9 protein-coding genes are annotated in these 15,452 nt (G+C 58.0%); 8 read left to right on the top strand and 1 reads right to left on the bottom strand.

The window, feature by feature from the left end; all coding sequences use genetic code 11:
• Positions 1-13: 13 nt before the first annotated feature.
• The 6 genes from gnpA (at position 14) to ACNAOV_RS01025 (ending at position 6,877) form a co-directional block, all read left to right on the top strand.
• The gene (gnpA, locus tag ACNAOV_RS01050; protein WP_416517600.1) at positions 14-2,206 is read left to right on the top strand and encodes a 1,3-beta-galactosyl-N-acetylhexosamine phosphorylase; all 2,193 of its coding nucleotides are present in this window, start codon (positions 14-16) and stop codon (positions 2,204-2,206) included.
• Positions 2,196-3,275 (top strand): phosphotransferase enzyme family protein, encoded by a 1,080-nt coding sequence (locus tag ACNAOV_RS01045; protein ID WP_416517599.1) that lies wholly within the window; start codon positions 2,196-2,198, stop codon positions 3,273-3,275. Before gnpA ends, ACNAOV_RS01045 begins: the two co-directional genes overlap by 11 nt.
• Complete coding sequence (locus ACNAOV_RS01040) at positions 3,272-4,804, top strand: galactose-1-phosphate uridylyltransferase (RefSeq protein ID WP_416517598.1); 1,533 nt, start codon at positions 3,272-3,274, stop codon at positions 4,802-4,804. Before ACNAOV_RS01045 ends, ACNAOV_RS01040 begins: the two co-directional genes overlap by 4 nt.
• A 59-nt stretch (positions 4,805-4,863) precedes the next feature.
• On the top strand, positions 4,864-5,604 hold the full coding sequence (locus ACNAOV_RS01035) for an SDR family oxidoreductase (RefSeq protein ID WP_015021283.1): 741 nt from the start codon (positions 4,864-4,866) through the stop codon (positions 5,602-5,604).
• Positions 5,605-5,715: 111 nt separating this feature from the next.
• Complete coding sequence (locus ACNAOV_RS01030) at positions 5,716-6,084, top strand: TIGR02328 family protein (RefSeq protein WP_416517597.1); 369 nt, start codon at positions 5,716-5,718, stop codon at positions 6,082-6,084.
• An 88-nt stretch (positions 6,085-6,172) separates the two neighbouring features.
• A complete protein-coding gene (locus ACNAOV_RS01025; protein WP_416517596.1) occupies positions 6,173-6,877 on the top strand; it encodes a hypothetical protein in 705 nt (234 codons plus the stop codon).
• Here ACNAOV_RS01025 and ACNAOV_RS01020 read toward each other — a convergent pair.
• Positions 6,864-8,114 carry an MFS transporter gene (locus ACNAOV_RS01020; protein WP_416517595.1) on the bottom strand — a complete coding sequence of 417 codons (1,251 nt, stop codon included), beginning with the start codon at positions 8,112-8,114 and terminating at the stop codon, positions 6,864-6,866. The genes ACNAOV_RS01025 and ACNAOV_RS01020 overlap by 14 nt on opposite strands.
• 531 nt (positions 8,115-8,645) lie before the next feature.
• On the opposite strand from ACNAOV_RS01020, the gene ACNAOV_RS01015 reads away from it, so the two are divergent.
• Positions 8,646-14,768, top strand: coding sequence for a Spy0128 family protein (locus ACNAOV_RS01015; protein ID WP_416517594.1), 6,123 nt, complete (start codon positions 8,646-8,648; stop codon positions 14,766-14,768).
• Between the two features lie 236 nt (positions 14,769-15,004).
• On the top strand, positions 15,005-15,421 hold the full coding sequence (locus ACNAOV_RS01010) for a glycerophosphodiester phosphodiesterase (RefSeq protein ID WP_416517593.1): 417 nt from the start codon (positions 15,005-15,007) through the stop codon (positions 15,419-15,421).
• Positions 15,422-15,452 lie beyond the last annotated feature (31 nt).

The following is a 15,452-nucleotide window of genomic DNA, read 5'->3' as shown; positions in this document are numbered from 1 at the left end:
AGCATGTTGATATATGAGCACCACAGGCCGATTCACCTTGCCTGGCGAGGAGCACTTTGTCAAACAAACCGAGGAGCTTTGCCGAAGGTGGGGGGCGGATGCCATCCGCAACTCCGACGGCACCAGCCTGGACAAGGAACTGCTTGGACTGGGGAAAAAAGTCTATAGCGCCTATTTCCCAGCCAGGGGCTACAACGAGTGGATCCGCGAGCATATGGACGAGACGCCTCAGGTCTTTCTGCTGACGGATCGGGTCCTGGCTCAGAACGGACGGGTCGACATCGATCTGATGGCCGGCTTCTTCGACCAGCAATTCACCCCCAACCGCGACGACGACCCCCACCGATATTGGGAGGTGATCGACCGGACCACCGGTGCGGTGTTGCCCGACGAATCCTGGAATCTTGACCCTGACTTGGACCGCGTCCACATCGAGGGTGCCATGCCCATGCATGAATATACGGTCACTTTCCTGGCTCGCATCATCTGGGATCCTGTGGAGATGTACAACCACCTGACCAACAACTGGGGCGATCGGGAGCACCAGATTCCCCTGGACATCTACCACCCCGCCACCCGCGACTTCGCCATGAAGGCCTTCGCCCGATGGCTGAGGGACAACCCTTCCACCGACGTGGTTCGATTCACCACCTTCTTCTACCAATTCACCCTGCTCTACGACCAGCATCAGCAGGAAAAGATCGTCGACTGGCTGGGATACGCCTGTACGGTCAGCCCTAGAGCCCTCGAGGATTTCTCACAAGAATATGGATACCGTCCACGGGCCGAGGACTTCGTTAGGGACGGCTCCTACAATTCCTCCTTCCTAGTCCCCACGCAAACACAGCGCGACTGGATGGATTTCATCAGCCGTTTTGTAAGGGCAAATGTGGCCACCATGGTCGACATGACCCACGCCGCGGGCAAGGAAGCCATGATGTTCCTAGGCGACCAGTGGATCGGCACCGAACCCTATCGGCCCGGGTTCTCCGACCTTAAACTGGATGCAGTGGTCGGTTCCGTCGGCGACGGAACCACCCTGCGCATGATTGCCGACATACCTGGGGTTCGGTACACCGAGGGACGCTTCCTTCCATATTTCTTCCCAGACACCTTCCATGAGGGCAACGACCCCAGCATCGAGGGCCTGGACAACTGGAGGAAGGCCCGTCGGGCCATCCTGCGCAGCCCCATATCGCGCATGGGCTATGGCGGCTATCCTTCGCTGGCTATAAAGTTCCCCAAGTTCGTGGACACCGTAGCAGCCATCGCGGAGGAGTTCCGTGACTTGCACCGACACACAGGCAGCCGCCCTGCCGCCACCCAGTTGACCGTGGCGGTGCTCAACTCCTGGGGGGCCATGCGCTCCTGGATGGCCTACACAGTGGCCCACGCCCTGCCCAACCAGCAGACCGCCTCCTACTATGGCATCCTGGAAGCCCTTTCCGGCATGAGGGTCTCTGTCCGCTTCATCAGCTTTGACGATCTGCTGAGCCAGGGCGTGGACCAGGACATCGACGTCATCATCTGCGGCGGGCCGGAAGGCACCGCTTTCAGCGGCGGAACAGTCTGGAAGAACCCCGAGTTGGTCCGAATTCTGCGCACCTGGACGGAAAACGGCGGCGGCCTGATTGGAGTCGGCCAGCCCACGGCTCTGGACTGGCAGGGACGATTCTTCCAGCTGGCTGACATCTTCGGCGTGGATCAGGAGCGCTACCGGACGCTTTCTGTAGACAAACATTTCTCCGCGCCCATCCAAGACCACTTCATCACCCATGATCTGCCGGGGAACGCCCCTGCCGACTTCGGTCACCCGATTCTCGACACCTACCCCATCGATGGACAAACAGGCCTGCTCAGGGCTGATGACGGTCAGGTCCAGTTGGCGGTGCGTGACTACGGCAGCGGACGCGGAGTTTATCTGTCTGGACTGCCCTATTCGGCAGTCAACGCCCGCCTGTTGGAACGAGCCCTGTTCTGGGCGGCCCACAAGGAGAAGCAGTACCGGGAGTGGAGCAGCGAGAATCCTGAATGCGAGGTGGCCGTCTTTCCTCAGGCCGGAACCTTCTGCGTAATCAACAACAGCGAAATGGAGCAGAGGACTGAGATTCGTCTTCCCGGTGGAACAAGCCGAGCCCTTGACCTGGGCCCCTCGGCCATAGTCTGGCAACAGCTGCCTTCGGAAAAGAGGGACCATGAAGATTGATGAGAGCGCGCTGCGTCAGGTGGCAGAACACTTCGCCATGCAGGGCAGTCTGGAGGACGTTACTCCCTACGGCAACGGGCATATCAATGTCACCTACCTGGCCAGAACCGACCGGCGACGGTACATCCTGCAAAAGATGAACACGACTGTTTTCCCCGATACTGCTGCCCTGATGCACAACATTGAGCTGGTCACCGACTTCCTACGCTCGCAGGGGCAGGAGACCTTGGACATCGTACCCACCGACCAGGGCGCCTCCTGGTACCAAAACGACCAAGGGGCCTGGCGGGTCTACAAATTCATCGAGCACACCCGATCCTATGAGATGGTGCCCAACCCCCAGGTCTTCCGCAACGCCGGAGACGCTTTCGGGCGGTTCCAGAATTATCTGGCCGACTTCGATGCCTCCCAGTTGAACGTGACCATCCCCCATTTCCATGACACGCCCAAACGCTTCCGTGATCTGATGGCCGCCATCGAGGATGACCGCCGAGGCCGGGTCAAGGAATGCCAGGAGGAGATTGATTTCTTCCGACAGCGCGCAGACCGTTACGGCACCGTGATGGATGGTCTGGCTGATGGGACCATCCCCCTGCGGGTGACCCACAACGATACCAAGCTCAACAACATCCTCATGGACGAGACCACCGGCCAAGCCAGGGCGATCATCGATCTGGACACAATCATGCCCGGCTCCATGCTTTTCGACTTCGGAGACGCCATCCGCTTCGGGGCCTCCACTGCGCTGGAGGACGAACAGGACCTGGAAAAGGTGCACTTTGACACCGATCTTTTCCAGTCCTACGCCCAAGGGTTCATTGGAGCGGTCCGCTCAAGCATCACCGATCGGGAGGCCAGTCTGCTTCCCCTGAGCGCCTTGCTGATGACCGAGGAATGCGGCATGCGATTCCTGACTGATTACCTGCAAGGGGACACTTACTTCGCCGTCGCCTATCCTGAGCACAACCTGGTGCGCTGCCGCACCCAGGTGACCCTGGCCCGTCAGATGGAAAAATCCACAAATCAGACTGCCAGCATGGTCGGGCAAATCTTGGAGTCCACCAGATGAACCCACGGACCGATTCACGGGAATCTGAAAAACAACCTGCCCTGGATGCAGACTTGGATGCCCTTCTCGACTTTGCCCGACGGCATCTGGAATTGGATGAACGCGACACGGACTGGACGCGCAACCGTCTACTGGCACTGCTGAATTTGGACTCCTATACTCCTAGCGACCGGACTTCCGCACAAGAATTGGCGAGCCAAGGCTCCACAGCCGAAGAGATCACCAACCTGCTGACGACTTTTTGCAGGGATGCCCACGACGCAGGTGTATTCACAGCTGATCAGGATGCAGCGGTCACTGATCGCCTCATGGGACAGATCACCCGTTCCCCATCCCAAGTGGCCGACAGATTCGCCGCTGTTGAGGCGGCAAAGGGATCCATGGCCGCCATGCGCTTGCTCTATGATTACGGAATCGCATCGACCTACATCAAAAAAGCCAGCCTGGATCGCAACCCCAGGTTCGAATCCCAAGGCCTGATCATCACCATCAACCAGGCCAAACCCGAGTTCCGCACCATGGCCAAAGCCACAGCCGGCAATCGGGTGGGCAGCGGCTATCCGGCATGCACCATATGTAGAGCAAATGAAGGTTTCGCAGGACGGGGCAGGAGCACCCTACGCACTTTAGGCGTGACCCTTGGCGGCCATCCCTGGTTCTGGCAATTCTCTCCTTACGGCTACTTTGACCAGCATGGCATCTGCGTCAATGCAGAGCATAGGCCCATGCGTGTGGATCGAGAGACTTTCGGCAACCTTCTGGACTTCGTGGATCGATTCCCAGACTACTTCCTTGGATGCAATGCCGCTCTGCCGGGAATCGGCGGATCGGTGCTGGCCCACGACCACTACCAGGGCGGAGGAGAGATTCTGCCCTTGCATAAGGCTCCAGCCAGGATGGCCATGTCCTTGCCTGGCATATCTGGAATTCTGATCGAAATTCCGGACTGGCCAGGCACGGCCATCCGCCTGATAGGTCGTGATCGGGAGGACATCATTGAGGTAAGTGACCTGATCCGGCGCGGCTGGATCGATTACTCCGACGAAGCTCTGAACGTCCGCCCACAGGGTCCCCATGGCCGTCAATCAGCGCTCTCACCTAGCGTGCTCATCACTGACCGGGGATACGAGATGAACCTGATTCTGCGCAACAACGGAGTCAGCGAGCAGTATCCGGACGGCATCTTCCACGTCCATCCTGAGTTCTATGCCATCAAGCAGGAGCCCATAGGATTAATAGAAGCCCAAGGTCTCTTCGTTCTGCCAGGCCGCTTGGTGCCCCAGCTGACAAGACTCGCCCAAGCCCTGGAAGATGGCGAGAATCTTCCTGAGCCCTTAAAGGCGTTCCGTAATCAGTGGGATGAGCTGACAGTCATGCTGGGGGGATCGCGCGATCCTGACCGGATCCGTTCGGCCATACGCCGGGAATTGGGCGATGTCTGCAAGCGAATCCTGGGCAACACCGCAGTATTCAAGGATCCTACGCAGACCCGGGCCTTCCTGCTCGGACTAGGATTCATTGATCGGTAGCGTGGGCATGCCATCCCATAAGATGGAATACGACAGCACATCTCTATAAAGGAGTGGATATGACTGATCGACTACAAGGTAAGGTAGCCATTATCACCGGAGGAACCGGCGGCATGGGCGTGGGCATAGCCGAATGCTTCGTCCGCGAGGGAGCCAAGGTGGCCCTTACCGACATCAAGGAGAGCGATGCTTCACGCAGCTTCATGCAGGAGCACCCCGGGCAGGTCGTTTTCCACACCTTGGACGTGACGGACGAGGACCAGTGGGTCTCCACCATCGACACCGTTGAAAAGGAGCTGGGCCAACTGACCACCGTGGTCAACAATGCCGGCATAGGCGGCAGCGGGGCCACCATGGACCAGGAGAGCTACGAGGACTGGAAAAAGGTCATCGCCATCAATCTCAACGGAACCTTCCTTGGCACCAAGCATGGCATGCGGGTCATGAAGGGTCGCGGTGGATCCGTTATCAACATCTCCTCCATCGAGGGCTTCGTAGGCCTGAGCGGAGCCGGAGCTTATAACGCCAGCAAGGGCGGTACCAGGCTACTGACCAAGTCCGCCGCCCTGGATTCTGCCAACAACAATTACGGTGTTCGCATCAACTCGGTCCATCCCGGATTCATCAAGACCCCTCTGATCAGCCAGAGCCTTGAGGACAGGATGAGCAAGTTGACGCCTCTGGGCCATATCGGAGAGCCCCAGGACATCGGAGAAATCTGCGTCTATCTGGCCAGCGACGAATCCAAGTTCGCGCTGGGTGCCGAATTTGTTGTGGACGGTGGTTTCATCGCCCAGTAAGGAACTCCAGTAAGGAATTGTCGGAACCCCTCCTCTGCCAGTCCGCTTTACAGTGATGCGAGCGGCTAGGCTGAAGGGGGGTTCATCTATGACCGCAACGAGGGGGTCGTCATGCGATTGTGGCATCAGGATCTGATCCCGTTGCTTCCCAGACAGCAGCTGCTGGGCCAGCATCGGGAGATCACCGCCCTGCGGGGCCTGGGGTGGGGTCGACGGCATGCCACCGTTGACTATGTCTTTCTTCATCCCCCATACAAGCTCTTTCAATTTCATCTATTAGTCATGGCAACGATGCACGAGCGCGGCTATCATCACGATCCTGCCTGGTATGACCCGCTCTACCGTGGCAGGCACTGCCCTCCCTACGAGAATCTGGCTGTAGAGCCGTTGACGGACCCCATCTACCCCGAGCACGATGCATCCTATCTGCAGGAGTGCTTGGAGAATCTGGCAGGGAAAGGCATCCATCTGACCATCTGATGGTCACCTCTAGAATGTATAGGATCACTTATGGCAAAGATGTACGATCATGCTTGGGACTATGTTGCAGATATTCAGGGGAGTGTCCATGCCCATTATCGACATTATTAATCTCATCATTAACTCCACTACAGCCATAGCCACAGTTGTGGCTATTCCTGCGACCATCGTGTACTCCGCCCGGCAGACGAGAAGAACATTCGCCAAGGACGATGAACGTCGTAGCTATGACCTTTACCAGACCATGCTCAAACAGGCCTCCCGCGTTGATGTCTGGGAGTCCAAGACATCTTGGAAAGATAAACAGAAAGAAGGGAGCGACGAACACCTGATCATCACCAACCACAGCGAGGGCACCATACGCCAGGTTTCAATTCTGGTTCACTGGGATTTGCTGAAGAATTCCCATTTACGGCCCATCAAACTTACAAACAATACGATCAACTATTACAGGGTCCCTGGATTCGGCCATCATCACGCCTGGCGGACATTGCCAACAGCGGATTGGATAATCTCGATGGATCCAGACTCACGATTTACCTGGAGCCTGCCTACCATCTGCCCTGGGAACATCTTTGAATCCCCCCGTTTTTTAGACAAAAACGATCCTCAGGACCGGTGCCGACTGAATGCAGTAGCCATAAAATTCACTGACGTGTACGGCAATATTTGGGAACGGCTGTTTGAATCCGAGTATCTGCCGAAAGACCATGCTGCCGGTCTCCATCTCTTGTATTCGCCCGACGACCGGTTGGCGGAGTTTTGTAAACCGAAGGGCATCATTCCCGAGTGAGCCTGGACACCGTGGGCACCAAGAGGGTAACCGCCGCCAGCAAGAACGCCAAGGGCAGCAGAGCAGGCCTGACACCGGTATGGTCGGCCAAAAATCCGATAGCCGGAGGAATGATCCAGGAAATCCCGTAGTAGGCAGTGGAGATTACCGAAGCACGCTGGGCCGCCACGGCTGGATCCCTGGTTGCCAAAGTGGTGACAATGGGCACGCCCAGAGCAGCTCCGACACCCCAGATCCCAGTGCCCACAAGACTAAACACAAAAGAGGGCGAAAGAGCATAGACCAGGATGCCCAGAGCCGAGACCAGGAGGGTCAGGACCAACGAGCGCATATTCCCCAGTCGTTCAATCAGATGCGTACCCAGCAACCTTGAGACAATCATGGTTGCAGCGAAGATCGTGGGAGCAAGACCGGCTTGAGACTCAGGGACACCGAAGGCATCGACCAGGCCGATTCCGCTCCAGTCATTGACGGCACCCTCGCTGGCCTCCAAGGCCACGTTGATCAGGGCAAGCATGAGAACCAGTGCATCGCCCCAAGCAGCCAACTGCTTGCCCAAGGAGGATGATTGCTCCGATCCCGCCTGCTGATCCGAACGTTCGTCGTCAGCGCCGCCCCTGTAATCCCCTAGAGGCTGAGCCGGGCAGAGCAGGACGCAGGCGACCACCAGAGCCAGGCTGATCAAAGCATTGACAGCCAGGTGCACGCCTATGGCCACACCCCGATGAGACAGTAGCGAGCCCAGCCCCAGGGCAAGAAACATGCCCAGACTGTACGAAGCATGGAAGCGCGGCATTATCGACCGAGAGGAGAAGCGCTCCACTGCCCCGGCCTCGACCGTGTTGACCGTTCCCCAGAGGCTAATCCCAGCCGAGTTAAAGAGCAAACCCAAAACCACCCCAGGCACTGATTGCAGAGTGACAGCCAAGGCCGCGATTACCATGCCCAGGCACCAGGTGGAGGCCGCCAGCAGCATGGCCCGCCGCACGCCCAGCCGATCAGTCAACACTCCTGAGACCAGCATGCCGACCAGAGCGCCACAGCCGCCCAGGATGGTCATCAGAGCCAGGCCCGAAGGCTGCAGACCAAGGCTGGCCTTGACTGTTGGCAGTCGAGAAATCCAGGCCGAAGTACCGATGCCCATGATGATGAAGAACCCGTAGACAGCCAACCGCTCCCGCATTCCGTGACCCGGAAAATCGGTAACCGATAGCTCATGATGATCCCGTTCACTCATGCAGACCTCCCTGTTATGTCCATGGTTGGCCCTTTTCTCCGGAGGCGCATATTAATAGCGGAATTATAACCAATAACTTTGTATACTGTTCTGTAAAACTAGTATCGAATGACTCGAGAACCATCGTAGACAGTCGACCGGATGACCTGAAGGGGATGCCCGGCCCGACGCCCTAGGCGGTCGTCGGCGCTCAAAAGGAGAAACGTGGCAAAGGGTAATTTGAGTGGAAAAGTGCTGGCTGGCCTGATGGCTATGGCCATGTTGATACCCACCATGGCCATAGCCGATGGTGGGCAGACAGCTGATGCCCAGACCACCACCTCCACATCAACATCTACAACGACACATGCACAACAGGCGACTGGGACAAACCAGGTGTCATCCACGTCGACCAAAACCTTGACTCCACAGTTAGACACTGCCACGTCCGGGGCAGCGCAAACCACTCAGAAGTCGAAGTCGACCCCCCCGAACCAGGCCGCGCCCATACAACCCAGCAGAAGGCCGACCTCCAAATCGGCAATCAAGGAGATGCTGGACACCGACGACGCCGTGGTCACCACACTATCCCAGGCATCCCGCTCCACCGGCACGGCTCCTTTCGACAACGACAACAGCCCCGGCGACGACCACGATGCAGACAATGACATAGTGCGCACTTTCGATAAGGTGTCCTACACCTACTCTTTTGCCGTAAATACCCGCAGCGAGACGACCAGTTATCGCCGGGGCCGAATAGGCTTCCAATTCAAACTGAACCAGCCTGAGGACCAGGTCACCTTTGATGTGGATTCCATGGGCTGGGTGGACACTACGCAGGGATACCGGCCAAAGCAAACTACAGAGACCATCGACGGTCATCCGACACAGGTGCTAACCGTTTACAGGCTACTCACCTCCACAGAGAATTTGTCCACCGTTATTCCGGGATCCTCCAGCGTCACTTTGGTCCTCCGGGTCCGAAGCATGCCCAATGGCAGCAAATTCGCCCCCGAGATCCAGGCCTGGGGCGCTCCGGATACCACCACCAAGACCGATCCTGCTTCGGCTACGTCCGAGCCGGTCACCGTATCGGCCAAGCTTAATCTGAACCTGCGAATCACTGGCGGAACCAATGAAGGCTCCGGCAACCAAATATTCGACTTCAACACCCCAGCCGCCAGCAATTACCCCAACCATGAGCTGGGTAAGCGCAAGGGGATCATCAGCAAGTTCAACTGGGCCGTTGACATGCGTTGGCCCGATCGAACCAAGGGTCTCAAGGGTCTGGAGGTTCCCATTGGCCCCATTACCTTTTCCCTGTCACTGAGCAATTTGTGGCAAACCGCTGGTGGAGATGCCTACCCGAAGATAGAGGATCTGCAACCCTACTTCTGGGACATCGGCACCATCGACGGCGACTTCAACAACAGCGGGCGCAACACCGGCGATCAGGGCTGGAGACCCACTCTCAGCAACTATGGCTATGCCCGATCCACGGGTGGCACGGCTGGGAAGGACCAAGTCCAAGGCAATGGTCAATACACCGTGGCTGAACAGCGCAACAGCCAGGGACTCAAGCTGGACCTGACTTTGAAGGACTATAAAACCAACGACCCCTTCCCCTACCTGGGACACACCTATGCACCAGACGCCGAGTGCACGACTGCCCTGGCCTCGACTGACTGCACGCGACAGGAAGTGGCCGAAATCTCCACTGGTTACCTATATGTCTTCAACCCCTCCACTGTCGACGGCAAGGACGTGGCCAACTACTATGGACAGACCGGTCTCAGCCTGCAGAGCAAGGTCGACGACGGCAACATGAGTGCGAAATCGCTATCAAACCAGTCTTTACCCTCTGCCACCGGCCCCACGGACACGTCAAACCAAGCCGACCAGTCCGATGACATGTGGCACAACGTCATCTTCGCGCTAGGCTCCAACACAATAAAGGCAGGCATCAGCAACATCATTCAGTACAGTTGCATGACGGCTCCTAACTTTTTTGATGACGGCGTGGACTGCGGGTGGTGGACTGCTCCTGACAATCTACGGGGGACCGACTCAGCAGTCGCAGGGACCAAAGTGCGGGTAACGGCCGGTTTTAACTTCAAAACCAGCAAGGCTGATCTACCTCTGCTGGGGATGTCCTTGGTCAAGATCGACCCAAAGGTAGTTGGGCTGCCTGCTGACTCCGACGGCCTGGATCTTCCCTGGGTCAGTGGCATCTGGCAGAACGGCAACTACGATAAATACCAGCCAACGAGCATTCAAAACCCGTTACAGGACCTGGTCATGTACGCCACCAAACCCGACGGAAAGGACTGGAAAAACGACACTGAGCAAGCCAATGCCGACATAGAGGATCTGAACTTTTATAGCACACAGGAGGAAGCAAAGAAGCATGGCACGGTTGTAGGCATGCTGCTGGGCGGGCGCACTGCCGCGCCCACCAACGTTGCCGAAGTGAATTCCCGATTCGGCTTCGGCGGATTTGTGATCAACGTCCTCCCCGACGCCAAAGTAGGTTCTGTAGCCCAGCTGACATCAGTTTCGCGCACCTTCACCCGCAGCCAATTAGCAGCTATGGCCGGGCTGAGCCCCGAGAACTCCAGCGATCAGGAATGGGAGGACTGGGCCAAGAAACAGAACCCCTACGAGCTGGCTAAAATCGAATCTCCCGTCTTAGCCACATCCGCCGGAGGCTATACCAAGGCCAGCTATGACCAAATAAACGGCTACCTGGGCGGAGACACCGGCGGCAATGAGCACGGGGACAGCCTCTATGTAGCCGGCGAAACCAACACCATCTCCAACGCCGTAGCACAAACAAGCACCAATTCCAAACCCAAAGAATACTTTGACTTAGACAGCGATCAACGGTTCGTTGATTGGCGACTAACCATCAACACCGGCACTTCAGCTTCCCAAGCCAACAAGGGCGCCCAAACCGAACTCTACATCACCGACAAACTACCGGCAAAGCTCCACTACATCCCCGGCAGCGCCCGATTGGGCGGCACATATACGGAAGCCACGCCTGAGATGGGCCACATAGAGGGCGGAACCGCCTGTGAGCCATCAGTGAGCACGGACCCCGTAACCGGAATCACCACTCTGTCCTGGACACTGACCAACATCCCTGTGGACGGCAATAACCGCGTCATCCACTTCTCCACCTCCCTGGGTGACCTGACTGACCCCAGCAAAGACATCGGTTCCAACGAAGACCTGACGACCTCTGCCACAGTTCAGTCAAAACAGAATATGTCCCAGCCCAACACATACTTGAAGACTGCCGATTCCTTCACCATCCACGCTTGGCGGACCAACACAACCAGCCTTTCCACCTCGGCCGTACAGGACACTAATGAAGCCGGTGCACCAATCGGCTTCACCAACATGCTGAGCAGCACCTCGGGCAGTGGCAAGCAGCATCACTATGCCATCGACATCATGCCGTACAAACAGACAAGCGGCAAACCCGACTTCCACGGGGAACCTACTTTTGCCGATATGAACGTAAAAGCTTCGGCGGGGGCTAGTCTGAGCGGAATCACCATCCGTTACACCACAGATTCTCGATGGCGAGTGAATGACACGAGTTCCATACAATCCCAGGATTACCTCTCTTGGGACGAGGCTGACTTCAACACAACAAGTGGCGAAGTGAAAATGCCTGAAAACGTGGTCGCCTGGGCCTTCATCATCGATGGGCAGCCCAACCAATTCCGCTATGACATTACTTTCCATATAAATCCCGGAAACAACTCCTCCGGCGACCTCTATCGGAATCGCTGGGGCAATGCACTGAACCAAATGCCTGCCCAGGCCATGGTTGTTCAACGTTCCATCAGTGGCATCGTATGGTACGACGTCAATGGGGACGGCACCCGCTCTTCGGACGATATTCTGCTTAAAGATGTCAAAGTGACCCTGCTCGACGATACTGACGACAAGCCCGTCAAGTCGGTCGTCACCCCACATGATGATCTGAGCACAAAATCTGATTCCCAGGGCAAGTACGAACTGACCAATATACCGGCAGGGAAATTCCACCTGCGCTTCGACCCTGCTCCGAACACGAACTGGACCCACCTGACTACAACAATCCAAAAGGCCAGCGGAGCCAGCCCGAGCGAAAACTCCTCAGCCAGCGACATACTGGAGGGCGGAACCATGAAAGGTGCCGTCATCAACGATATTGAGTTCCAGAAGGCTGAGGATATGGTGGACACGGCCAGCCAGTCCTTGGATTTCAACAACTGCGGCCTGACAGGAACAATGGACACCAATGAAGTGTCTGCCGGAGTCAAAGTACAGATCCAAGGCAGGAACTGGCTCAACTCAGACTCCTTCACACTGGCTGTCGACCCCCTGCGTGGCGCACCGTCCGCAGCGTTGCCCGGCCAAATCACCATAGACGCCGACAACCAAAATACCCAGGTGCCTGTCAACGTGTCTGCTCTGCCCGACGATGGCAGCTACGAGTATCGTATACACCAGGAAACCGGTTCCATTCCTGGTCTGACGTATGATCAGAGCACTGCAACCCTGACCATCACTTTGACAACCGATGCAGCTCAGTTGCACCGTATCGCCACTGCGCAGTGGACTGACAGCGAGGGCAGCAAGATAGACACGGCGGTCTTCACCAACACCTACCGGGCCCAGCCCGCCACGGTCAGGCTCACCGCCGTCAAGCACCTGGACGGCCGGGGCCTGAAGGCCGGGGAGTTCTCCTTCCGCCTGCAGGACAAGGACAAGGGGAAGCTGGACGAGGCCTCCAACGACGCCGACGGGAAGATCGCCTTCAAGCCCCTGACCCTGGATAGGGCCGGCGAGTACACGTACTCCGTGAACGAGGTCCAGGGCAGCCTGCCCGGCATCGCCTACGACACGAACGAAGCCAAGATCACCGTCCACGTCACCGACGACCAGCAGGGCCAGCTCCAAGCCACCGTCGACGGCAACAACCCCACCTTCACCAACACCTACCGGGCCCAGCCCGCCACGGTCAGGCTCACCGCCGTCAAGCACCTGGACGGCCGGGGCCTGAAGGCCGGGGAGTTCTCCTTCCGCCTGCAGGACAAGGACAAGGGGAAGCTGGACGAGGCCTCCAACGACGCCGACGGGAAGATCGCCTTCAAGCCCCTGACCCTGGATAGGGCCGGCGAGTACACGTACTCCGTGAACGAGGTCCAGGGCAGCCTGCCCGGCATCGCCTACGACACGAACGAAGCCAAGATCACCGTCCACGTCACCGACGACCAGCAGGGCCAGCTCCAAGCCACCGTCGACGGCAACAACCCCACCTTCACCAACACCTACCGGGCCCAGCCCGCCACGGTCAGGCTCACCGCCGTCAAGCACCTGGACGGCCGGGGCCTGAAGGCCGGGGAGTTCTCCTTCCGCCTGCAGGACAAGGACAAGGGGAAGCTGGACGAGGCCTCCAACGACGCCGACGGGAAGATCGCCTTCAAGCCCCTGACCCTGGATAGGGCCGGCGAGTACACGTACTCCGTGAACGAGGTCCAGGGCAGCCTGCCCGGCATCGCCTACGACACGAACGAAGCCAAGATCACCGTCCACGTCACCGACGACCAGCAGGGCCAGCTCCAAGCCACCGTCGACGGCAACAACCCCACCTTCACCAACACCTACCGGGCCCAGCCCGCCACGGTCAGGCTCACCGCCGTCAAGCACCTGGACGGCCGGGGCCTGAAGGCCGGGGAGTTCTCCTTCCGCCTGCAGGACAAGGACAAGGGGAAGCTGGACGAGGCCTCCAACGACGCCGACGGGAAGATCGCCTTCAAGCCCCTGACCCTGGATAGGGCCGGCGAGTACACGTACTCCGTGAACGAGGTCCAGGGCAGCCTGCCCGGCATCGCCTACGACACGAACGAAGCCAAGATCACCGTCCACGTCACCGACGACCAGCAGGGCCAGCTCCAAGCCACCGTCGACGGCAACAACCCCACCTTCACCAACACCTACCGGGCCCAGCCCGCCACGGTCAGGCTCACCGCCGTCAAGCACCTGGACGGCCGGGGCCTGAAGGCCGGGGAGTTCTCCTTCCGCCTGCAGGACAAGGACAAGGGGAAGCTGGACGAGGCCTCCAACGACGCCGACGGGAAGATCGCCTTCAAGCCCCTGACCCTGGATAGGGCCGGCGAGTACACGTACTCCGTGAACGAGGTCCAGGGCAGCCTGCCCGGCATCGCCTACGACACGAACGAAGCCAAGATCACCGTCCACGTCACCGACGACCAGCAGGGCCAGCTCCAAGCCACCGTCGACGGCAACAACCCCACCTTCACCAACACCTACCGGGCCCAGCCCGATAAGTCTGATAAGCCGGATAACCCCGATAACCCTGACAACTCCGGAGGACACGACAAGCCGAATCTGCCGGTAGAACCAAACAAGCCGTCCGAGTCTAATAATACACCCGGCAAAACAGATCAAACTAGTTCCAACAGCCAAAAACCGGTGCCAGCAAGCCAATCTTCTGATAACCATGTAAAGACCCCTGAAGATTCCCAAGTCCTAGCCAACTCCGGCGCAGACATAGTCATGCCTGTAGCACTGACTGTCGGCACTGCAGTACTAGGCCTGGCACTGATGTGCCTGTTTCGACGTCGCAGGGATCAGGATGCCGACCTGGGCTGATTGTTCCCTGCATGAGAACATAGCTGGGCCTCTTCTTCTCTGATGACAGGCGCCTATGGCGAACCTCACGGTTCCCTGCCCCTATCTGCAGACGAAATTTGGTATTCTTGCAGGTGGAAGGAATCTTGCATCCAGAGGTCACCGTCGACGATGGACGGTCACCTGAACGGTCATGGCCCTGCACGGTCATGACGTCGATTGTCACACGTGCAGGCCGTTACACAGAAAGGTCAGTCATGGTAGACGATACAGTCATTGTTGTTGATACTTCCATGTTCGGAAAAGATGCCGCAGCGAAGACCGCCAAGGCCAACGAGGTCGCCCGCAAGTATGGCATCAACGACGAAGCCCTCAAGAAGGTCGAGGATTACAAGAATCAGTTGAGCTACCACCAGGCATGGGATCTGCCTTTCCTGGGCTACGTGGACGAGGACGGCTATGGGTATGCCTACGTACCCAACAAGGCTGTCGCAGCCGATGGCTGGGATGCCCATAAGGCCTTCCTGGACCTGCCCGATGATGCCCAAACGGCATTCGCCATCCGTATGCTCTTCACCCATCGCGACGTCGACCGCCACGGTGCGGAGATGTTCCTTCACCACGGCCGCGGGCTGACAGTCCGCTTCCAGGAGCCCACCTCAGCCAGCTACTGAGCTTGAGCTATCTAACTAACTCGACCCCCGG

It is taken from the genome of Bifidobacterium asteroides, assembly GCF_048001765.1.
GTDB classification, from domain to species: Bacteria; Actinomycetota; Actinomycetes; order Actinomycetales; family Bifidobacteriaceae; genus Bombiscardovia; species Bombiscardovia asteroides_K.
This window is presented reverse-complemented; position numbering and strand designations above follow the sequence as displayed.